Below are 21,504 nucleotides of genomic sequence, written 5' to 3' on the forward strand. Positions count from 1 at the left end.
ACCCGTGTTATCGGCCGCGCACTGCGCCACAACACCCGGAAAACAGGTTTGGTGGTAAGCTCGCGCACCATGAATATCTACAGCTCACGCCCCGTTGTCCTCTGTCTCTCCGGCCACGACCCCAGTGGTGGCGCCGGCTTGCAGGCAGATATCGAAGCCCTGCTCGCTCAGGGTTGCCATGCGGCTCCGGCCGTCACCGCCCTGACCGTGCAAGACACCGTCAACGTCACTGACTTTCGCGTCCTCGACCGTGAGTGGGTACTGGCCCAGGCCAATGCCGTGCTCAACGACTCCGAAGTCGCGGCAGTGAAACTGGGCATGCTCGGTTCCCTGGAAATGGTCGACACCGTCGTCGAACTGCTTCAGGCGCACCCGCACTTGCCAGTGGTCTGCGACCCGGTGCTGCGTGCCGGCGGCGGCGGACGCCTGGGCAAGGACGAAGTCGGCTACGCCATGCGCGAACGCCTGCTGCCGCTGTCGATCATCGCCACCCCCAACCTTCCCGAAGCCCGGATCCTTGCCGAACTGCCGGAAGGCACCGCGGACGAGTGCGCTGAAAAACTCCTGCCGTTCATCAAGAACCTGCTGATCACTGGCGGTCACGGCGACGAAAGCGAAATCCATAACCGCCTGTACAGCCGCGACGGCCTGCGCGAAACCTTCAAGTGCCAGCGCTTGCCGGGCAGCTATCACGGCTCCGGTTGCACCCTGGCCAGCACGCTTGCCGGCCGCCTGGCACTGGGCGAAAACCTTGCCAGCGCCGTACGCACGGCACTGGATTACACCTGGCGCACCCTGCGCGATGCCGAACAGCTGGGCAAAGGCCAGTTCGTGCCGCGTCGCCTGCCGCTGGATTTCTGTTCCTGATGTTTCGAGCCTGAGGTCTGCGCGATGAAACTACGTGGCCTGTATGCCATCACCGACAGCCAGTTGCTGGCCGGCAAGTTTCTGTCCTACGTGGAGGCGGCGCTGGAAGGCGGCGTCACCCTGCTGCAATACCGTGACAAGAGCAGCGACGAAGCCCGCCGTCTGCGTGAGGCCGAAGCCCTGCGCGATCTGTGCGAACGCTACAAGACGCAACTGATCATCAACGATGACGCCGAACTGGCCGCACGCCTGAACGTCGGCGTGCACCTGGGCCAGACCGACGGCCCGCTGTCGCCGACCCGCGCCCTGCTCGGCTACAAGGCAATCATCGGTTCGACCTGCCACGCGCAGCTTGAACTGGCCGAACAGGCCGCCAGGGAAGGCGCGAGTTACGTCGCCTTCGGTCGTTTCTTCAACTCCAACACCAAACCCGGTGCACCGAGTTGCAGCCTCGATCTGCTCGACGAGGCCAAACGCACCCTGCACCTGCCGATCTGCGCGATCGGCGGCATCACCCTCGACAACGCCGCGCCGCTGGTGGCCCACGGTGTCGATCTGCTGGCCGTGGTCCATGGCCTGTTCGGCGCCAACAGCACCGCCGAAGTGACCCGCCGCGCCCGCGCCTTCAATGAATTACTAAAAGTCTGAGAGCCCGATCATGTCTCGTTCCGAAACCCTGTTTGCCAACGCCCAGAAACACATTCCCGGTGGCGTGAACTCGCCGGTACGCGCGTTCAAGAGCGTTGGCGGCACGCCGCTGTTCTTCAAGCACGCCGAAGGCGCCTACGTCACTGACGAAGACGACAAGCGTTATGTGGATTACGTCGGCTCGTGGGGCCCGATGATCCTCGGCCACAGCCACCCGGACGTGCTGGACGCGGTGCGCAACCAGTTGCAGCACGGCCTGTCCTACGGCGCGCCGACCGCGATGGAAACCGAGATGGCCGACCTGGTCTGCTCGCTGGTGCCGTCGATGGAGATGGTGCGCATGGTCAGCTCCGGCACCGAAGCGACCATGAGTGCAATCCGTCTGGCCCGTGGCTTCACCGGCCGCGACAGCATCATCAAGTTCGAAGGCTGCTACCACGGTCACTCCGACAGCCTGCTGGTCAAGGCCGGTTCCGGTGCACTGACCCAAGGCGTACCAAGCTCTGCCGGCGTACCCGCAGCGTTCGCCAAACACACCCTGACCCTGCCGTTCAACGACATCGACGCCGTTGAAAAAATGCTCGCCGAAGTCGGCCAGGACGTGGCGTGCATCATCGTCGAGCCCGTGGCCGGCAACATGAACTGCGTACCGCCGGCGCCGGGTTTTCTCGAAGGCCTGCGCAGCCTGTGCGACAAGCACGGCGTGGTGCTGATTTTCGACGAAGTGATGACTGGTTTCCGCGTCGCCCTCGGCGGCGCCCAGGCTTACTACGGCGTAACCCCGGACCTGACCACCTTCGGCAAGATCATCGGCGGCGGCATGCCGGTCGGTTGCTTCGGCGGCAAGCGCTTGATCATGGAGCGCATCGCGCCGTTGGGCCCGGTCTATCAGGCGGGCACCTTGTCGGGTAACCCGCTGGCGATGGCTGCCGGCCTGACCACCCTGCGTCTGATCAGCCGTCCGGGCTTCCACGCCGAGCTGACCGACTACACCACGCGCCTGCTCGACGGCCTGCAACAGCGCGCCGATGCCGCCGGCATTCCGTTCGTGACCACCCAGGCGGGCGGCATGTTCGGTCTGTACTTCAGTGGTGCCGACGACATTGTTACTTTTGAAGACGTGATGGCCAGCGATGCGGCGCTGTTCGGTCGCTTCTTCCACCTGATGCTGGAAGGTGGCGTATATCTCGCACCGAGCGCTTTCGAAGCCGGTTTCACCTCGATCGCCCATGGCGAAGCCGAGCTGAAACTGACCCTCGACGCCGCCGAACGCGCCTTCGCCAAGTTGAAGTAAAACGCCCCGCCGCTGACGTTGGCCATTGCCAGCGTCAGCGTTCTCCTACATTCGCGCGCCTTTTCCGACACGCCTGCCAAAAATCTCCCATAAAGTGGGCGATATATTTCCCGCGCAGCAGAAAATCGAGTAAAGACTTTGTAAGGATGGCCCTGCTTATTTCATAATGCGCGCTTATTGGATCCCTCGACGGGTCCGCGCGCCCTTCAGAGGTAAGTCGATTCCCATGAACCGCACCGGCCGCACCCTTGCCTTGGGCTGCCTGTTGCTCCTTCAGCCGCTGCTCGCGAATGCACAAGCAGGCGGCAACTCGTTGTTGATCCCGGCGATGGGTCGCTGCACCCTCAATACTCAGCCGCAAGATGTCACGCAGGCCCTCGCCGCCTGCCAAAAGGCAGCGGATGAAGGGGATGCGCAAGCGCAATACGAGTTGGGTGAGTTCTACTACGACGGCAAGAACGCGCCGCGCGACCTCAATCAAGCCCTGAGCTATTTCGAAAAGGCCTCGCTGCAAGGCCATGCCCAGGCGCAATTCAAGCTCGGCACCATGTTCTTCCACGGCGAAGGCGTGCAAGCCAACAACATTCAGGCGTACATCGTGCTGAAGATGGCGGCGGTCAACGGCGCCGAAGACGCGCTCGACACCGCCGACGAAGTGTCCGAAAAGATGTCCCGCGAAGACCTGGAAACCGCGACCCAGGTGCTCGGGCAAATTTTCCGTAAATACCTGATGGAACTGCAGAGCGCCGACGGGCGTACGCCGTTCTCGCCCCTGCCCTGACTAACGATAGTTCCCGCGCTTTTCGTCACCGACGCGGAGCGTCGAAGGCGGCATTCCCACGCAGAGCATGGGAACGATCACTTCCATAAAACCCGGTTTTACTTCTCGGGCATCGGCACCGGAAACGGCATCACGTTGCCAACGCCGCCACGGGCTTCGCTGATCTTCGGTGTCCCCAGTCGCTCCACTTCATCGATGCGCACGATCGAGTGCATCGGCACAAAGCTGCGCACCACGCCTTCGAACTGCGCCTTGAGCTTTTCTTCGCTCGGGTCGACGACCACTTGCGTGCGCTCGCCAAAGACGAACTCTTCCACTTCCAGAAAGCCCCAAAGATCACTTTGATAGATCTGCTTGGCGTACATTTCGAACACCTGGCCCTGGTTGAGGAAAATCACCTTGTAGATTGGAGCTTCGCGTTTGGTCATGGCGGGCGGACGACATCGGGGTAAAAATGAGGGCGCGAACTATAGCATAGCCACCGGACGCGCAGCGGTAGGAACCTGGGGACATGTTCCCTATAATGCGCGGTTCTTTGAACCACGTGACGACCCTATTCCATGGCCAAGAAGCTTTACATCGAAACCCACGGTTGCCAGATGAACGAGTACGACAGCTCGCGCATGGTCGATCTGCTGGGCGAACACCAGGCCCTGGAAGTCACGGCGCGCGCCGAAGATGCCGACGTGATCCTGCTCAACACCTGCTCGATCCGCGAACGCGCCCAGGACCGGGTGTATTCCCAGCTCGGCCGCTGGCGCGAACTGAAACTGGCCAACCCGGACATGGTGATCGCCGTCGGCGGTTGCGTGGCCAGCCAGGAAGGCGCGGCGATCCGCGATCGCGCGCCGTACGTCGACGTGGTGTTCGGCCCGCAGACCCTGCACCGTCTGCCGGAAATGATCGACGCCGCGCGCATCAGCAAGCTGCCGCAAGTCGACGTGTCGTTCCCGGAAATCGAAAAATTCGACCACCTGCCCGAGCCGCGTATCGACGGCCCGAGCGCCTATGTGTCGGTGATGGAGGGCTGCAGCAAGTACTGCACGTTCTGCGTGGTGCCTTACACCCGCGGCGAAGAAGTCAGCCGACCGTTCGACGACGTGATCGCCGAGATCATCCACCTGGCCGAAAACGGTGTGCGTGAAGTGACCCTGCTGGGGCAGAACGTCAACGGCTATCGCGGGCTGACCCACGACGGTCGCCTGGCGGACCTGGCCGAACTGATCCGCGTGGTCGCGGCGGTCGACGGCATCGACCGCATCCGCTACACCACTTCGCACCCGCTGGAGTTCTCCGACAGCCTGATCCAGGCCCACGCCGAAGTGCCGGAACTGGTCAAGCATCTGCACTTGCCGGTGCAGTCGGGTTCGGACCGGATCCTGGCCGCGATGAAGCGCAACCACACGGCGCTGGAATACAAATCCAAGCTGCGCAAACTGCGTGCCGCCGTACCGGGCATCTGCATCAGTTCGGACTTCATCGTCGGCTTCCCGGGGGAAACCGAGAAAGATTTCGAACAGACCATGAAGCTGATTGCCGACGTCGGTTTCGACTTTTCCTACTCGTTCGTTTACAGCCAACGCCCGGGCACCCCGGCTGCCGACCTGGCCGACGACACCCCGGAAGAGCTGAAGAAAGAGCGCCTGAACGCCTTGCAGCACCGTTTGAACCAGCAAGGGTTCGAGATCAGCCGACAAATGGTCGGTTCGGTCCAGCGGATTCTGGTGACCGATTATTCGAAGAAAGACCCCGGCGAGCTGCAAGGGCGGACCGAGAATAACCGTATCGTCAACTTCCGCTGCGATAATCCGACCCTGATCGGCCAGTTCGCCGACGTCCACATCGACGCGGCGCAACCGCACTCGCTGCGCGGCTCGCTGATCCAGTAACACCGCAAGGAGACCGCGCCAGACGGCTGAATCGATGCAAGGCTTTTTAAGAGCTTTCGCACCCACGCCGCTGGCGTTATCCTTGATTTCATCCTAATTGCCCCAGGGCGGCTAAATACGACCTTGAACGCACCCATCGAACCACATCGTTTCATCCTCGAGCCCTTTGAGGCTCGCCGCTTCGCCAATCTGTGCGGGCAGTTCGACGAGCACTTGCGGCTGATCGAACAGCGCCTGGCCATCGAGATCCGCAACCGCGGCAATCAGTTCGAGCTGATCGGCGAACCCAAGCACACCACTTCCGCGGAAAACCTGATTCGCCGCCTGTACCGGGAAACCAAGGGTTCAGAGCTGTCGCCGGATACGGTTCACCTGTTCCTCCAGGAATCGGCTGTCGAGCAACTGGACAACCACGCCCCCGCCGAAGCCTCCGTCGCCCTGCGCACCAAGAAAGGCATGATTCGCCCACGCGGCCTGAATCAGCTGCGCTATGTGAAAGAAATCCTTGGCAACGACATCAACTTCGGCATCGGCCCGGCCGGTACCGGCAAGACCTATCTGGCCGTGGCCTGCGCCGTCGATGCCCTGGAGCGCGAGCAGATCCGCCGCATCCTGCTGGTGCGTCCGGCGGTCGAAGCGGGTGAAAAACTCGGCTTCCTGCCCGGCGACCTGTCGCAGAAGATCGACCCTTACCTGCGCCCGCTCTACGACGCGCTCTATGAAATGCTCGGCTTCGAATACGTGGCCAAGCTGATCGAGCGTCAGGTGATCGAAGTCGCGCCGCTGGCCTACATGCGCGGTCGCACGCTGAACAACAGCTTCATCATTCTCGATGAGAGCCAGAACACCACCGTCGAACAGATGAAGATGTTCCTGACCCGGATCGGTTTCGGCTCCACGGCCGTGATCACCGGCGACATCACCCAGGTCGACCTGCCGCGCGGCACCAAATCCGGACTTCATCACGTCATCGAAGTCCTGAAAGATGTGCCGGGCATCAGCTTCACCCACTTCCAGCCCAAAGACGTGGTGCGCCATCCGTTGGTGCAACGCATCGTCGAAGCCTACGAGCGCTTCGAGACGCGTTTGGCCGATGAAGCGCCAAAGGACACCCGCCACGATGCTTGAGCTTGACCTGCAAATCGCGACCGAAGCGCCTGCGCCGACCGAAGCCGAGTTCCGCCAATGGTGCGAACTGGCCCTGCGCCAGCGCACAGCCGACTCGGAAATGACCATTCGTCTGGTCGATGAGGACGAAGGCCGCGAGCTGAATCACACCTGGCGGCACAAGGATTACGCGACCAACGTCCTGTCCTTTCCCGCCGAAGTGCCCGACGAGTTCCTAGACATCCCGCTGCTGGGAGATCTGGTGATCTGCGTGGCCGTGGTTGAGCGTGAGGCCACCGAACAGGGCAAGGAACTAAAGGCCCACTGGGCACATCTGGTCATTCACGGCTGCTTGCATCTGCTTGGTTACGACCATATAGATGACGAGGAAGCCGAGGAAATGGAAGCACTGGAACGCGAGTTGCTTGCCGAATTGGGTTATCCCGATCCGTACGCGGACGACGAAACCGAAACATCCCCTACTGTTACAACAAAGGATTCAGAGTAATCGCTATGAGCGAAGATCGATCGAGCAACGGGCAAAAGTCATGGCTGGGTAAACTGACCCAGGCTTTTGCCCACGAGCCGAAGAACCGCCAGGAGCTGCTTGAGCTGCTGCGCGATGCACATCAGAACAAACTGCTGGACAGCGAAGCGCTGGCCATCGTCGAAGGCGCCATCCAGGTGGCTGACCTGCAGGTTCGCGACATCATGGTGCCGCGCTCGCAGATGATCAGCATCAAGGCGACCCAGACACCCCGCGAATTCCTCCCCGCCGTGGTCGACTCGGCCCACTCGCGCTACCCGGTCATCGGCGAAAGCCATGACGACGTGATGGGCGTGCTGCTGGCCAAGGATCTGCTGCCGCTGATCCTCAAGGAGAACGGCGACAGCTTCAACATCAAGGACCTGCTGCGCCCGGCCACGTTCGTGCCGGAGTCCAAGCGTCTGAACGTGTTGCTGCGTGAATTCCGCGCCAACCACAACCACATGGCCATCGTGATCGACGAATACGGTGGTGTGGCCGGTCTGGTGACCATCGAAGACGTGCTCGAGCAGATCGTCGGCGACATCGAAGACGAGCACGACGTCGAAGAAGACAGCTACATCAAGCCGCTGCCCAGCGGTGATTTCCTGATCAAGGCCCTGACGCCGATCGAGAACTTCAACGAGTTCTTCGACAGCGAATTCTCCGACGACGAGTTCGACACCGTCGGCGGGCTGGTGATGAGCGCGTTCGGGCACTTGCCAAAACGCAACGAAATCACTGAAATCGGCGCCTATCGTTTCCGCATCCTGAACGCCGACAGCCGTCGGATTCATTTGCTGCGACTGACCCCAATCGCCCGGTAAAAAATCTAAGGATTGAAATGCGCTGGACAACCCGTCCCGGCTGGCCCGGTAACCTGCTGGCCGTGGCGGCCGGTGCAATCACCACCTTCGCGCTGGCACCGTTCGATCTCTGGCCGCTGGCCTTGCTGGCAGTCGGCCTGTTCTATGCAGGCCTGCGCGAGCTGAGCCCGCGTCAGGCCTTGGGTCGTGGCTGGTGCTTCGGCTTCGGCCTGTTCGGCGCCGGCACCAGCTGGATCTATTACAGCATCCACCATTTCGGCGGCGCTTCGGTGCTGCTGGCCGGTTTCCTGATGCTGATCTTCACGGCGGCGATTGCCTGGTTCTTCGCCCTGCCCGCCTGGCTGTGGGCACGCTGGTTGCGGCGTAACGACGCGCCGGTGGCTGACGCACTGGCGTTTGCGGCGCTGTGGGTCGGCCAGGAAGCTTTCCGTGGCTGGTTCCTCACCGGTTTCCCGTGGCTGTATTCCGGGTACAGCCAGCTTGACGGCCCACTGGCCGGACTCGCGCCAGTGGGCGGGATGTGGCTGGTGTCGTTCGTTCTCGCGCTGACCGCTGCACTGATCTACAACGCACCGCGCCTGCTGCAAACCCGCCGCAAAGCCTTCATCGCTGCCGGCCTGGTATTGCTGATCGGTCCATGGGCGGCAGGCATTGCGCTCAAGGGCCATGCCTGGACCAGCCCGGCCGGCGCGCCTCTCACCGTTGCCGCCATCCAGGGCAACGTCGCGCAAAGCATGAAATGGGACCCGGCCGAGCTCAACGCGCAACTGGCGCTGTACCGCGACCTGAGTTTCCGCTCCAAACCGGTGGACCTGCTGATCTGGCCGGAAACCGCAGTCCCGGTGCTCAAGGAGTCCGCCGAGGGCTACCTGACCATGATGGGCAACTTCGCCGCCGAGCGTAAATCGGCGCTGATTACCGGCGTGCCGATCCGCGAAATGGTCCGTCACGAAAAACGCTTCTTCAACGGCATCACCGTGGTCGGCGAAGGCGATGGCACTTATCTGAAACAGAAGCTGGTGCCATTCGGCGAGTACGTACCCTTGCAGGACATCCTGCGCGGGCTGATCGCGTTCTTCGACCTGCCAATGTCCGACTTCGCCCGCGGCCCTGCCGATCAGGCCCTGTTGCAGGCCAAGGGATATCAGATCGCGCCGTTCATCTGCTACGAAGTGGTGTATCCGGAATTCGCCGCAGGCCTGGCGGCACGCAGCGATCTGCTGCTGACGATCAGCAACGACACCTGGTTCGGTACGTCGATCGGCCCGCTGCAACACCTGCAAATGGCGCAGATGCGCGCGCTTGAAGCCGGACGCTGGATGATTCGCGCGACCAACAACGGCGTGACCGGGCTGATCAACCCGTTTGGCCAGATCACCGAGCGAATTCCGCAGTTCGAGCAGGGCGTGCTCTACGGCGAAGTGGTGCCGATGCACAACCTGACGCCGTATCTGCAATGGCGCTCGTGGCCGCTGATCATCCTGTGTGTGGTGCTGTTCGGCTGGGCGCTGATGACCAACCGGATGTCCAAGACGCTCTGAAAACCCGCTCACTCCCGCGTTCTGCGCGGGAGTGATCAATCGGCGCTGTCACCCCCTCGGTAGAACAGTGAATAGCCGATCTGCCCCACCGCCTCGTTCATCAACTGCCCGCTTTGCCAGATCGACTTGAACTCCGGCAGCCAGCCGCCAAACGGTCGCGCATTGTCCGTGCCGAGGAACCCGACCGGTGCCGGCACCACTTCGAATCCGGCCTGTTGATAGCTCCACACCGCTCGCGGCATGTGCCAGGCCTGGGTCACCAGCACGATCCGCTTCACACCTTCCGGCAATAGCACTTTGGCGCTGAATTCGGCGTTCTCCCACGTGGTGCGGCTCTCCCCTTCCTGCCAGCGCACCGTCACACCGAAGTCATCGCGCAACGAATCGGCCATCAGTTTGGCTTCGGTCGGCGGCGTACCGTAATGCAGGCCACCACTGGTCAGAATCGGCAACCCCGATGCCTTGGCCAGTCGCGCCGCATAACGCTGGCGCTCCAGCCCGACACCGGTCGGTTGATCCTCGCCCCAGGCCAGATCGCCGCGCTCGCGACCGGAGCCCAGCACCACAATCGCATCGGCGCGCTGCGCCAGACTTGCCCATGAATCCCGCGCCAGCGGCGGCTCGCGCTCCAGGGCCTTGGCACCCCATTGCACGACCACCGGCAGACTCATCAGCCAGAAGCCGCCAAAACCCAGGGCAAAGCACAGCCCGGCCAGTCGCGGCCGCGAACGTCGCAGCCACCAGGCAACGAGCAGCAGCAACAAGAGAACGCCTGGCGGCAATAGAAGTTGTTTAATGAAATAACGAAAAGGCATCGAGCATCTCCAGAGATGCCCGAAGCCTAAGTGGGTTGATACAGCGCGACAACCAGTAGGGTCGGATCCCGTTGAAAAAGATCCGCTTTTTGACCTGCCATGCGTTTACTTGGCCTGCAGAGTCCGCACTTTGACGGCATCTCTGCCGGGTGCCTTGTCCTTGAGCCAGATGACTTTGGCCGTATGGGCTGCATCGAGTTGTTTCACTGCTTGTGACAGGTATCCGTGGGTTTCACGCTCACTGCGATCCAGATAGGCCTTGACCAGTTTGAACTCGGCGGGACTCAAGCCACGCAATTCCAGCTCCAGGGGGCGCTCGTCGCGCAGCCGGCCAGCGGTTTTTGCCGCGTCCAGGGCCATCCCCAGACGATCGATCAACCGCTCGTACAACTCGGGTTTGGTAACGTTTTTTTGCTGTGACTCCACCATCCCTCACCTCATTGAAGATAAGACTCACTCCCCAGTTAGAGCTTAGCTTCGCTGCACAAACCGGCTGCACGCCGCGACCAACGGCCCTCGCCGCAATTTTGACCGGTCAAACGGCTGCAATCAGGGTTTCCCTAGGCCGAGCGCGGTCATGTATGCTACGGCGCTTCCTGTAACTCCACTTCCAGCTCGTCCGGCACGCCCCGAACGTCGCATTGAAGAGGATTAGGCCACCCCTATCCAGTACAAAAGTAGCCATGCACGAACAATATCAGCCCCGTGAAATCGAAGCCGCCGCCCAGTCGTTCTGGGACGAGCAAAAGTCCTTTGAAGTCAGTGAACAGCCAGGCAAGGAGACTTACTACTGCCTGTCGATGTTCCCTTACCCCAGCGGCAAGCTACACATGGGGCACGTGCGCAACTACACCATCGGCGACGTGATCTCCCGCTACCAGCGCATGCTCGGCAAGAACGTTCTGCAACCGATGGGTTGGGATGCCTTCGGCATGCCGGCGGAAAACGCCGCGATGAAGAACAACGTGGCCCCGGCCAAGTGGACCTACGAAAACATCGCCTACATGAAATCCCAGCTGCGCAGCCTGGGCCTGGCGGTGGACTGGTCGCGCGAAGTCACCACCTGCAAACCGGATTACTACCGCTGGGAACAATGGCTGTTCACTCGCCTGTTCGAAAAAGGCGTGATCTACCGCAAGAACGGCACCGTGAACTGGGACCCGATCGACCAGACCGTCCTGGCCAACGAACAGGTGATCGACGGTCGCGGCTGGCGTTCCGGCGCGCTGATCGAAAAGCGCGAAATCCCGATGTACTACTTCAAGATCACCGCGTACGCGGATGAGCTGCTGGAGAGCCTCGACGAACTGACTGGCTGGCCTGAACAGGTCAAGACCATGCAGCGCAACTGGATCGGCAAGTCGCGCGGGATGGAAGTGCAGTTCCCGTACAACGTCGACTCGATCGGCGAAAGCGGCACCCTGAAAGTCTTCACCACCCGTCCGGACACCCTGATGGGCGCAACTTACGTTGCTGTGGCTGCCGAGCACCACCTGGCCGCTCTCGCCGCGAAGAACAACCCTGAGCTGCAAGCGTTCATCGCCGAATGCAAGGGCGGCAGCGTCGCCGAAGCCGACGTCGCCACTCAAGAGAAGAAAGGCCTGCCGACCGGCCTGTTCGTCGAGCACCCGCTGACCGGCGAAAAACTGCCGGTGTGGGTCGCCAACTACGTGCTGATGCACTACGGCGACGGCGCAGTCATGGCTGTGCCGGCGCACGACGAGCGCGATTTCGAATTCGCCCACAAGTACAACCTGCCGGTCAAATCCGTGGTGCGCACCAGCTCCGGTGACACCAACCCGGCGCCATGGCAAGACGCCTACGGCGAGCACGGCACGCTGATCAACTCCGGCGAGTTCGACGGCCTGGACTTCGCCGGCGCGTTCGACGCCATGGAAGTCGCCCTGATCAAGAAAAACCTCGGTGCCTCGCGCACCCAGTTCCGCCTGCGCGACTGGGGCATCAGCCGTCAGCGCTACTGGGGCTGCCCGATCCCGATCATTCACTGCGACGCCTGCGGTGACGTGCCGGTGCCGGAAGACCAACTGCCGGTCGTCCTGCCGGAAGACGTAGTGCCGGACGGCGCCGGTTCGCCGCTGGCGCGCATGCCTGAGTTCTACGAGTGCACCTGCCCGAAATGCGGTCAGCCTGCCAAGCGTGAAACCGACACCATGGACACCTTCGTCGAGTCGTCCTGGTACTACGCCCGTTACGCCTCGCCGCACTTCGAAGGCGGTCTGGTGGAAAAATCCGCGGCCGACCACTGGTTGCCGGTGGATCAGTACATCGGCGGTATCGAACACGCCATTCTTCACCTGCTGTACGCGCGTTTCTTCCACAAGCTGATGCGCGACGAAGGCCTGGTGAGCTCCAACGAGCCGTTCAAGAACCTGCTGACCCAGGGCATGGTGGTCGCCGAGACTTACTATCGTCGCGAAGCCAATGGTGCCTACACCTGGTTCAACCCGGCGGACGTGGAACTTGAGCGCGACAGCAAGGCCAAGGTCATCAGCGCCAAGCTGATCGCCGATGGCCTGCCGGTGGAAATCGGCGGCACCGAGAAGATGGCCAAGTCGAAGAACAACGGCGTCGACCCTCAGTCGATGATTGACCAGTTCGGCGCCGACACCTGCCGTCTGTTCATGATGTTCGCCTCGCCACCTGACATGAGCGCGGAATGGTCCGACTCCGGCGTGGAAGGCTCGCACCGCTTCCTCAAGCGCGTCTGGCGTCTGGCTCAGGCCCACATCACTCAGGGCCTGCCAGGCAAACTGGACATCGCCAGTCTGAATGACGAGCAGAAAGTCATTCGTCGCGCGATTCACCAGGCGATCAAGCAGGCCAGCCATGACGTCGGCCAGAACCACAAATTCAACACCGCCATCGCCCAGGTGATGACGTTGATGAACGTGCTGGAAAAAGCCGCGCAAGCGACCGAACAGGATCGCGCACTGGTTCAGGAAGGTCTGGAAACCGTGACGCTGCTGCTGGCTCCGATCACACCGCACATCAGCCACGAGCTGTGGAACCGCCTGGGCCACGCCGATCCGGTGATCGACGCCAGCTGGCCGGTGCTGGACGAAAGTGCGCTGGTGCAGGACAGCCTGACCCTGGTGATCCAGGTCAACGGCAAGCTGCGTGGCCAGATCGAAATGCCGGCCGCCGCCACCCGTGAAGAAGTCGAAGCGGCAGCCCGTGCCAACGAAAACGTGCTGCGTTTTGTTGACGGTCTGACGATTCGCAAAGTGATCGTAGTGCCCGGGAAACTGGTCAATATCGTCGCCAGCTAATTGGATCGGGCGTCAGGTGAGCCTGACGCCCAGTAAAACCTTTCGGGCCACAGAGTCGGCCCACATGGTTTCAAGGGGAGCAACACAATGATCAAACGCAATCTGCTGGTGATGGGCCTCGCCGTCCTGTTGAGCGCCTGCGGTTTCCAGCTGCGCGGCACCGGCACCACCGAACTGACGATCAAGGAACTTGATCTGAGCGCCCGCAACGCCTATGGCGAAATCGTGACGCAACTGCGTCAGGTGCTTGAATCCAGTGGCGTCAAGGTTGTCTCCGGCGCGCCATACAAGCTTTACCTTTCCGATGAACAGGAATCCCAGCGCATCCTCAGCTACGCCGGTGCGGGTCGCACTGGCGAGTACCAGGTGAGCACCGTGCTCAGCTATGACATCCGTGGCGAGAAAGGTCTGCTGCTGAAAAGCGACAAGCTTGAAGTGCAGAAAGTGTTCATTCACGACGGCAACAACCTGGTGGGTTCCGACCAGGAAGCCAACGATGCCCGCCGTGAAACCCAGCGCGAACTGGTACAACGCATGATGCTGCGCCTGCAGCAACTGACGCCGGCTCAACTGGATGCCCTGCAGCAGACAGCCAATGCCCGGGCCAAGGCTGAAGCCGATGCACTCGAAGCGGCGCAGAAGGCTGAAGCGGAAACCCCGCGTCAGTCGCCGCTCGAACTGCCGCAGCAGTAAGACGTACGGGGCGCTCAGGCGCCCCGTTCGCCCTCTCTTATGAAGCTCGCTCCCGCCCAACTCGGCAAACACCTGCAAGGCGCCCTCGCGCCGGTCTACATCATCAGCGGCGATGACCCGCTGCTGTGTCAGGAAGCTGCCGACGCCATTCGCTCCGCTGCCCGTCAGCAAGGGTTCGACGAACGCCAGGTCTTTGCCGCCGACGCCAATTTCGATTGGGGTACGCTGCTGCAGGCTGGCGCCAGCATGTCGCTGTTCGCCGAAAAGCGCTTGCTGGAACTGCGCCTGCCTTCGGGCAAGCCCGGTGACAAGGGCGCCGCCGCGCTGATCGAGTACTGCTCGCGCCCGGCTGAAGACACGGTACTGTTGATCAGCCTGCCGAAGCTGGACGGTAGCGCGCAGAAGACCAAGTGGGGCAAGGCGCTGGTCGAGGGTCAGCAGACCCAGTTCGTGCAGATCTGGCCGGTAGATGCCAACCAGCTGCCGAGCTGGATTCGTCAGCGACTGTCCCAGGCCGGCTTGTCGGCCAGCCAGGACGCGGTCGAATTGATCGCCGCGCGGGTCGAAGGCAATCTGCTGGCTGCCGCGCAAGAGATCGAAAAACTCAAGCTGATGGCCGAGGGCGGGCAGATCACCGTCGAAACCGTGCAGGCAGCCGTGGCCGACAGTGCGCGCTTCGACGTATTCGGCCTGACCGACGCAGTGCTCAACGGCGAACCGGCTCACGCCCTGCGCATGCTCGAAGGGCTGCGCGGTGAAGGGGTCGAACCACCGGTGATCCTCTGGGCTCTGGCCCGGGAGTTGCGCTTGCTGGCCAACATCTCGTTGCAGTACAGCCAGGGCACACCGCTGGACAAGTGCTTCAGTCAGGCCAAGCCGCCGGTCTGGGACAAGCGCAAACCGCTGATGAGCAAGGCCCTGCAACGTTACTCGGCGCAACGCTGGGCGCAGTTGCTGCTCGAAGCCCAGCGTATCGATGCGCAGATCAAGGGCCAGGCAGCCGGTTCGCCGTGGATGAGCCTCAGCCGGTTGGCGCTGCTGATGGCCGGTCAGCGTCTGACATTACCTGCCGAATGAAATCCGGGATCGCGCGCGGCGGTCCCGTTGTTTACCGAGTCCATTTCCTACAGAACATCCCGCCCTCGGTCCTATAGACAGACGCCCGAGATCGGCAGATTATCTGCCGCGCAAGACCTCACTCAATCGAGAGAACCCTCATGAGCAAAAAGCCATCGAAACATGGCCACAACAAGGCCAAATCCATCGTCGCCCAACCCCTGTTCCGCAGCCGCCAGGAACGCCCCACCAAGGGCAAAGGCAGCTACCGCCGCGAAGCCTTCCAGTCTGACAGCTGGGAGGCTTCTTACTTTCTGGCCGCTTGAAGCACAGCACCCCTTCCTCATGTTAAGGTCTGCACCTGATTCGTATTCCCTGGACCTGTGCATGCCCCTCAGTCTTTCCCGTCGTTGGCCCTTCCGCCAACTGATCGCTGCCTCCAGCTTCGTACTGCTCGTCGCCTGCGCGGAAAAACCCACCGCCGCCGACGCTCAACCGCTTCAGACCGCCCCCGTTGCCACAGCCCCAGCGATCCTCCCGCCGGTAGTGCCGTCCGGTGACAACCTCGACCTGCAACCGACCCAGACCTTTGCCGAATGGCAGGCCGGTTTCCGCAAGGAAGCTCTGGCCGCCGGCATCCGTGCCGACCTGTTTGACCGCGCATTTGCCAATGTCAGCTTCGATGCCAGCGTGATTCGCGCCGACCGCAGCCAGCCGGAATTCGCCCGGCCCGTCTGGGAATACCTGGACGGTGCCCTTTCGCCCTTGCGCGTGCGCAAAGGCCAGGCCCTGATCAGCCAGTACGCCGATATCCTGCAAAGCATCGAGCAGCGCTATGGTGTCGATCGCCAGGCGCTGGTGTCGGTGTGGGGGATGGAAAGCAACTTCGGCCAGTTCCAGGGCAGCAAGTCGGTGATCAATTCGCTGGCCACTCTGGCCTATGAAGGCCGCCGCCCGGGCTTTGCCCATGCGCAGTTGATTGCGGCGTTGCAGATCCTGCAACAGGGCGACATCACGCCGGAAAAAATGCTCGGTTCCTGGGCTGGCGCCATGGGCCAGACCCAGTTCATCCCGACCACCTACAACACCCACGCCGTGGACTTCGACGGTGACGGTCGCCGCGACATCTGGGGCAGCCCGGCTGACGCTCTGGCATCCACCGCGCATTACCTGCAAAGCTCCGGCTGGCAGCGTGGCCAGCCGTGGGGCTTCGAAGTCCAGCTACCAAGCGGTTTCAACTACACCCTGGCCGACGGCGCGATTCGTAAAAGCGTTGCTGAATGGCGGCAACTGGGCGTGATCCTGCCGAACGGAGGCCAGGTTCCAGCCGGTTCCGAGCAACTGTCCGCTGCCCTGCTGCTGCCGGCCGGCTATCGCGGACCGGCGTTCCTGATCCTCGACAACTTCCGGGCGATCCTCAAGTACAACAACTCGTCGTCCTACGCACTGGCCGTCAGCCTGTTATCCGAGCGCTTCAACGGCGCCGGCCTGATCAATGGCACCTGGCCAAAGGATGACCTGCCGTTGAGCCGCACCGAGCGGATCGAACTGCAAAACCTGCTCACTGCGCGCAACTACGACGCCGGTGCTGCAGACGGGATCATCGGCGCCAATACGCGCAAGGCGATCCGCAGTGCGCAGCAGTCATTCGGCTGGCCGGCGGACGGTTATCCGACGCACAAACTGCTGGAAAGCCTGCGTAACCAGTAAAGACAAAAGACCGCCGCCTCTTCAGGCGGCGGTCTTTTTTTGTGGCTCGATCAGCGAATCACTACATCCTGTTCCAGCATCAATTCTTTCTTCCCTGCATCCAGTCGAACCAGCGCCCCCAGCGGCAGCGTCAGGTTCGGATCGCAGTGCCCGCTGCGCCAGCCGGACAGCACCGGAATCCGCAGTGGGTCAAAAGTCTGCTTGAGCAAGCGGTTCATGGCCTCGACATCCACGCCCGCCACATCCCCAACCAGCACGCCGCGCAATCTGGCCAGCTTGCCCGCCAGACGCATCTGGGTCAGCAAGCGGTCGATCCGGTACAGCGGCTCGTTGATGTCCTCGATGAGCAGAATCACCCCTTCGACGTCGATTTCGTAGGGCGTGCCCAGGGTCGCGGCGATCATCGCCAGATTGCCTCCCTGCAAACGCCCGTGGGCAATGCCGGGTTCCACGGTGGTCAATGGATAAGCCGCCGGATGACTCAGCACACTGCCGGCCTTCAACTGACCCCGCAGCATGGCGAAGAATGACGTCGCCGTCGGCGGTTCCTTGTCCCCCAGCAGATCGGCATTCAGCAGCGGCCCGTGAAAGGTCACGAAACCGGCATAACGACTGATGGCCAGATGCAGTGCGGTGATGTCGCTGTAACCGACGAAAGGCTTGGCATGACGGCTCAGCAGGTCGTAGTCGATCCGGTCCAGCAACCTTGGCGTGCCGTAACCACCGCGCAGGCAAATGATCGCATCCACCTCCTCGTCAGCGAACGCCGCGTGCAGATCGTTGAGCCGCACCTCGTCGCTGCCGGCCAGATAGCCATCCTTCTCGTAGACGCCAGGGAACACCCGCAAACCGTAGCCCCGGGCGCGCATCCACTGAACGGCCTTTTCAGTGTCCAGCGTGCCGGGGCCGGCAGGCGCAATGACGCCTATCAGCCCTTCCGACGGCAGCGCGGGCACAGGCTTGTGCGGAAAAAGGGTGTGGGTTGGTCGAACGGTCATCCATGGATCTCCCTGTGTAAAGTCATGCTCACACAGTAGTCAGGAACGGCGACAAACAGAAGAGGCTCGGCCGCGCCGCAGATTGCAGGAAAAGTCAGTAACGCGTGTAGGCCGGGCAAAAAAATGCCCGCCGGGCGATAAACCACGGCGGGCATTTTACATTCAGCGCCGAATCAGGAACCGAGCAGCTCGGCCTTGACCAGTTTCGCCTGCTCGTCGGCGTGGTACGAAGAACGCACCAACGGGCCGGACGCGACGTTCTTGAAGCCCATCTTGTAACCTTCCTCGGCGAACCAGGCGAAGGTGTCCGGGTGCACGAAACGCTGCACCGGCAAGTGGCTGCGGGACGGTTGCAGGTACTGGCCCAGGGTCAGCATGTCGATATCGTGTTCGCGCATGCGCTTCATGACTTCGATGACTTCGTCGTCGGTCTCGCCCAGACCCAGCATCAGGCCGGATTTGGTCGGGATGTGCGGCATCATCTGCTTGAAGCGTTGCAACAGAGTCAGCGACCACTGGTAGTCCGAACCCGGACGCGCAGCCTTGTACAGGCGCGGTACGGTTTCCAGGTTGTGGTTGAACACGTCCGGCGGCTCGGCCGCGGTGATTTCCAGGGCGATGTCCATGCGGCCACGATAGTCCGGGACCAGGGTCTCGAGCTGCACGTTCGGCGACAGTTTGCGGATTTCGCGGATGCAGTCGGCAAAGTGCTGGGCACCGCCGTCACGCAGGTCGTCGCGGTCAACCGAGGTGATCACCACGTACTTGAGTTTCAGGTCGGCGATGGCGATGGCCAGGCTTTCCGGCTCATTGACGTCCAGTGGTTTCGGACGACCATGGCCAACGTCGCAGAACGGGCAACGACGGGTGCAGATGTCACCCATGATCATGAAGGTCGCGGTGCCGCCGGAGAAGCACTCGCCAAGGTTCGGGCAGGACGCCTCTTCGCAGACGCTGTGCAGCTTGTGTTTGCGCAGCAGGCTCTTGATGCGGTCGACTTCCGGCGAAACCGGGATGCGCACGCGGATCCAGTCGGGTTTCTTCGGCAGTTCGGTGGTCGGAATGATCTTCACCGGGATGCGTGCAACCTTCTCGGCGCCGCGCAGCTTGACGCCGGCTTCAACCTTGGGACGCGGGGCCGGGCGCTCGGTCACGTCGAGCGTCGGGATCATGGTTTGCACTGCATCAGTAGTCATATCAGTCGATTCCGCCCGTCAGGGTCGTCTGCTCAGCATAGTCGAGGTGTTTGACGAGCTGCGCGCGCAGCCGGGCACTTACCTCGGCAAATTCAATCGATCCTGCGTGCTCGCTCAGCTGGGTCATCGCCAGCCCGGCATAGCCGCAGGGATTAATCCGTCGAAACGGTTCCAGGTTCATGTCCACGTTCAGGGCCAGGCCATGAAAGGAACAACCGTGGCGAATCCGCAAACCCAGAGAAGCGATCTTCGCTCCGTCGACGTAGACGCCGGGAGCATCCGGCTTGGCCACGGCGGTCACGCCGTAGCTGGCCAGCAGTTCGATCAGGCAGCGCTCCATGCGGCTGACCAGATCGCGCACGCCGAAACCGAGTCGGCGCACATCCAGCAGCAGATAGGCTACCAACTGGCCTGGGCCATGGTAGGTCACCTGACCGCCGCGGTCGACCTGCACCACCGGAATGTCTCCCGGCAGCAACAGGTGCTCGGCCTTGCCGGCCTGGCCCTGGGTAAACACCGGCGGATGTTCGACCAGCCAGATTTCGTCCGGGGCCGTGGTGCCACGCTCGTTGGTAAAACGTTGCATGGCCTGCCAGACCGGCTCGTAAGCCATCTGGCCAAGCTCGCGAAAGCCCAGCGTGCCCGGCATCACAGCACCATGTGCACGAAACCGGTAGCCCGCAGTTCGCTGTTGATGTTGTACAGCTGATCCTGATCGGTCGCGACGATGTGCAACTGGATGGTGGTGTACTTGCCGTTGCTGCTTTGACGCTCGTCGACACGCTCATCGTTGATCCTGGCGTGTTTCTTGACGATGTCGATGATCTTGTCTTTGTTGCCGACGCCCGTATCGCTGATCACCTTAACCGGATAATCAACCTGGGGAAATTCGATCTTTGGCGCCTTTACTTCGGTATCGGTCATGGCGTAACGGCCTCGTAAGCGTAAGCCCGGTAACGAACAAGGCCCCGCTCCGGATCGGAACGGGGCCATGCAGGTCAACTCGAATCAGTTGAACAAGCCGTAGAAGAATAGACGGATGCTATCCCACATGCGGCGGAAGATACCACCCTCCTCGACAGCGTCCAGGGCGATCAGGTCGGCGCTGTGCACCACCTTGTCGTCCAGTTTCACTTCGACTTTACCGATCACGTCGCCCTTGGCGATTGGCGCGGTCAGTTGCGGGTTCATGGTCATGCTGGCGGCGAGCTTCTTCAGCTGGCCTTTCGGCAGGGTCATGGTCAGGTCTTGTGCCAGGCCGGCCTTGACTTGACTGGTAGTGCCTTTCCACACCGGAGCCTGAGCCAGTTCGGTGCCCTTCTGGTAAAAGGTCTGGGTTTCGAAGAAGCGGAAACCGTAGGTCAGCAACTTCTGGGTCTCGGCGGCGCGGGCCACTTCGCTGTTGGTACCGAACACCACGGCAATCAGGCGCATGCCGTCACGTACGGCCGAGGACACCATGCAGTAGCCGGCTTCGTCGGTGTGGCCGGTTTTCAGACCGTCGACGGTCTTGTCGCGCCACAGCAGCAGGTTGCGGTTAGGCTGTTTGATGCCGTTCCAGAAGAACTCTTTCTGCGAGTAGATCGCATAGTGAGCCGGGTCTTCGTGGATGATCGCGCGCGCCAGAATCGCCATGTCGTGAGCCGACGAGTAGTGCTCGGGGTTCGGCAGACCGGTCGGGTTCATGAAGTGGGTATTGGTCATGCCCAGATCGGCGACGGTCTTGTTCATCAGGTCGGCGAAGGCGTCTTCGCTGCCGGCGATGTGTTCAGCCACCGCGACGCTGGCGTCGTTGCCGGACTGGATGATGATGCCGTGCAGCAGGTCGCTGACAGTGACCTGCGAGCCGACCTTGATGAACATCCGCGAACCGCCGGTGCGCCAGGCGTTCTCGCTGACGGTCACCGGGTCGTTTTCACCGATCTGGCCGCGACGGATTTCCAGCGTGGCGATGTACGCGGTCATCAGTTTGGTCAGGCTGGCCGGCGGCAGACGCTGGTCACCGTTGTTCTCCACCAGCACGTTGCCGCTGTTGGCATCCATGAGCACGTAGGATTTGGCGGCCAGTTGTGGTGGCGACGGCATCATCTCGGCCGCGAAGGCGGCTGGCGAGAGGAGCAGCGGGACTAGCAGACACAGGCGTTTGGCAAAGGTGGTGATGTTCATCCGTCTCTCGAAATCGCTAATGGAAACTGCCCTTGCGGACAAAATTAATCAGATGGCTTTCTAACGGGCCATCGCGTGTTCAGTTGCTCACTCCAGTCAC

22 protein-coding genes are annotated in these 21,504 nt (G+C 61.8%); 14 read left to right on the top strand and 8 right to left on the bottom strand.

Translation table 11 applies throughout. The annotated features are described in order from the left end of the window. The first annotated feature begins 69 nt into the window (after positions 1-69). The 4 genes from QRN46_RS24415 to QRN46_RS24430 all read left to right on the top strand — a co-directional run bounded on the left by QRN46_RS24415 (position 70) and on the right by QRN46_RS24430 (position 3,590). Positions 70-867 carry a hydroxymethylpyrimidine/phosphomethylpyrimidine kinase gene (locus tag QRN46_RS24415; protein WP_011336079.1) on the top strand — a complete coding sequence of 266 codons (798 nt, stop codon included), beginning with the start codon at positions 70-72 and terminating at the stop codon, positions 865-867. 24 nt (positions 868-891) lie between these two features. Next, the gene (gene thiE / locus QRN46_RS24420) at positions 892-1,515 is read left to right on the top strand and encodes a thiamine phosphate synthase (protein WP_011336080.1); all 624 of its coding nucleotides are present in this window, start codon (positions 892-894) and stop codon (positions 1,513-1,515) included. A gap of 10 nt (positions 1,516-1,525) precedes the next feature. Continuing rightward, entirely contained in the window at positions 1,526-2,809 is a 1,284-nt protein-coding gene (gene hemL / locus QRN46_RS24425) for a glutamate-1-semialdehyde 2,1-aminomutase (protein ID WP_201818739.1), read from the top strand. A 226-nt stretch (positions 2,810-3,035) separates the two neighbouring features. Next, the gene (locus tag QRN46_RS24430; RefSeq protein WP_011336082.1) at positions 3,036-3,590 is read left to right on the top strand and encodes a tetratricopeptide repeat protein; all 555 of its coding nucleotides are present in this window, start codon (positions 3,036-3,038) and stop codon (positions 3,588-3,590) included. A 98-nt stretch (positions 3,591-3,688) separates the two neighbouring features. Here the strand turns inward: QRN46_RS24430 and QRN46_RS24435 are convergent, their stop codons facing one another. Continuing rightward, positions 3,689-4,018: a DUF1820 family protein gene (locus tag QRN46_RS24435; protein ID WP_007958692.1), complete on the bottom strand. Its 330-nt coding sequence runs from the start codon at positions 4,016-4,018 to the stop codon at positions 3,689-3,691. A 132-nt stretch (positions 4,019-4,150) separates the two neighbouring features. Between QRN46_RS24435 and miaB the strand changes: the two genes are divergently transcribed. From miaB to lnt, 5 genes are all read left to right on the top strand, one after another. Next, complete coding sequence (miaB, locus tag QRN46_RS24440; protein ID WP_011336083.1) at positions 4,151-5,479, top strand: tRNA (N6-isopentenyl adenosine(37)-C2)-methylthiotransferase MiaB; 1,329 nt, start codon at positions 4,151-4,153, stop codon at positions 5,477-5,479. Positions 5,480-5,602: 123 nt separating this feature from the next. Further along, positions 5,603-6,607, top strand: coding sequence for a PhoH family protein (locus QRN46_RS24445; RefSeq protein WP_011336084.1), 1,005 nt, complete (start codon positions 5,603-5,605; stop codon positions 6,605-6,607). Next, complete coding sequence (gene ybeY / locus QRN46_RS24450) at positions 6,600-7,094, top strand: rRNA maturation RNase YbeY (RefSeq protein ID WP_011336085.1); 495 nt, start codon at positions 6,600-6,602, stop codon at positions 7,092-7,094. The genes QRN46_RS24445 and ybeY overlap by 8 nt, the downstream gene beginning before the upstream one ends. Positions 7,095-7,099: 5 nt before the next feature. Next, positions 7,100-7,939: a CorC family transporter gene (locus tag QRN46_RS24455; protein WP_007909641.1), complete on the top strand. Its 840-nt coding sequence runs from the start codon at positions 7,100-7,102 to the stop codon at positions 7,937-7,939. A gap of 17 nt (positions 7,940-7,956) precedes the next feature. Next, a complete protein-coding gene (lnt, locus tag QRN46_RS24460; RefSeq protein WP_011336086.1) occupies positions 7,957-9,480 on the top strand; it encodes an apolipoprotein N-acyltransferase in 1,524 nt (507 codons plus the stop codon). A gap of 35 nt (positions 9,481-9,515) precedes the next feature. Here lnt and QRN46_RS24465 read toward each other — a convergent pair whose 3' ends face one another. Beyond that, entirely contained in the window at positions 9,516-10,295 is a 780-nt protein-coding gene (locus QRN46_RS24465; RefSeq protein WP_011336087.1) for a YdcF family protein, read from the bottom strand. 105 nt (positions 10,296-10,400) lie between these two features. Further along, the gene (locus tag QRN46_RS24470; protein ID WP_011336088.1) at positions 10,401-10,724 is read right to left on the bottom strand and encodes a hypothetical protein; all 324 of its coding nucleotides are present in this window, start codon (positions 10,722-10,724) and stop codon (positions 10,401-10,403) included. A gap of 254 nt (positions 10,725-10,978) precedes the next feature. Here QRN46_RS24470 and leuS point away from each other — a divergent pair, with 254 nt between their 5' ends. From leuS to QRN46_RS24495, 5 genes are all read left to right on the top strand, one after another. Further along, complete coding sequence (gene leuS, locus QRN46_RS24475; protein ID WP_011336089.1) at positions 10,979-13,585, top strand: leucine--tRNA ligase; 2,607 nt, start codon at positions 10,979-10,981, stop codon at positions 13,583-13,585. A gap of 87 nt (positions 13,586-13,672) precedes the next feature. Then, positions 13,673-14,278, top strand: a complete 606-nt coding sequence (locus QRN46_RS24480; RefSeq protein WP_011336090.1) for an LPS-assembly lipoprotein LptE — start codon at positions 13,673-13,675, stop codon at positions 14,276-14,278. Positions 14,279-14,317: 39 nt separating this feature from the next. Next, entirely contained in the window at positions 14,318-15,355 is a 1,038-nt protein-coding gene (holA, locus tag QRN46_RS24485) for a DNA polymerase III subunit delta (protein WP_007958673.1), read from the top strand. 140 nt (positions 15,356-15,495) lie between these two features. Further along, positions 15,496-15,660, top strand: a complete 165-nt coding sequence (arfA, locus tag QRN46_RS24490) for an alternative ribosome rescue factor ArfA (RefSeq protein WP_007958672.1) — start codon at positions 15,496-15,498, stop codon at positions 15,658-15,660. A 61-nt stretch (positions 15,661-15,721) separates the two neighbouring features. Next, positions 15,722-17,044 carry a lytic murein transglycosylase gene (locus QRN46_RS24495; protein ID WP_011336091.1) on the top strand — a complete coding sequence of 441 codons (1,323 nt, stop codon included), beginning with the start codon at positions 15,722-15,724 and terminating at the stop codon, positions 17,042-17,044. A gap of 50 nt (positions 17,045-17,094) precedes the next feature. Here the strand turns inward: QRN46_RS24495 and QRN46_RS24500 are convergent, their stop codons facing one another. The 5 genes from QRN46_RS24500 to QRN46_RS24520 all read right to left on the bottom strand — a co-directional run bounded on the left by QRN46_RS24500 (position 17,095) and on the right by QRN46_RS24520 (position 21,404). After that, positions 17,095-18,042 carry a S66 peptidase family protein gene (locus QRN46_RS24500; protein WP_285357786.1) on the bottom strand — a complete coding sequence of 316 codons (948 nt, stop codon included), beginning with the start codon at positions 18,040-18,042 and terminating at the stop codon, positions 17,095-17,097. 173 nt (positions 18,043-18,215) lie between these two features. Beyond that, positions 18,216-19,214 carry a lipoyl synthase gene (gene lipA, locus QRN46_RS24505; RefSeq protein ID WP_162130488.1) on the bottom strand — a complete coding sequence of 333 codons (999 nt, stop codon included), beginning with the start codon at positions 19,212-19,214 and terminating at the stop codon, positions 18,216-18,218. Positions 19,215-19,239: 25 nt separating this feature from the next. Further along, positions 19,240-19,887 carry a lipoyl(octanoyl) transferase LipB gene (lipB, locus tag QRN46_RS24510; RefSeq protein ID WP_039771855.1) on the bottom strand — a complete coding sequence of 216 codons (648 nt, stop codon included), beginning with the start codon at positions 19,885-19,887 and terminating at the stop codon, positions 19,240-19,242. Further along, positions 19,887-20,162 carry a DUF493 domain-containing protein gene (locus QRN46_RS24515; protein WP_011336094.1) on the bottom strand — a complete coding sequence of 92 codons (276 nt, stop codon included), beginning with the start codon at positions 20,160-20,162 and terminating at the stop codon, positions 19,887-19,889. Before QRN46_RS24515 ends, lipB begins: the two co-directional genes overlap by 1 nt. Positions 20,163-20,246: 84 nt before the next feature. Further along, the gene (locus QRN46_RS24520; RefSeq protein ID WP_011336095.1) at positions 20,247-21,404 is read right to left on the bottom strand and encodes a D-alanyl-D-alanine carboxypeptidase family protein; all 1,158 of its coding nucleotides are present in this window, start codon (positions 21,402-21,404) and stop codon (positions 20,247-20,249) included. Positions 21,405-21,504: the final 100 nt, after the last annotated feature.

The organism is Pseudomonas sp. lyk4-R2A-10 (assembly GCF_030209075.1).
Classification (GTDB): Bacteria; Pseudomonadota; Gammaproteobacteria; order Pseudomonadales; family Pseudomonadaceae; genus Aquipseudomonas; species Aquipseudomonas glycinae.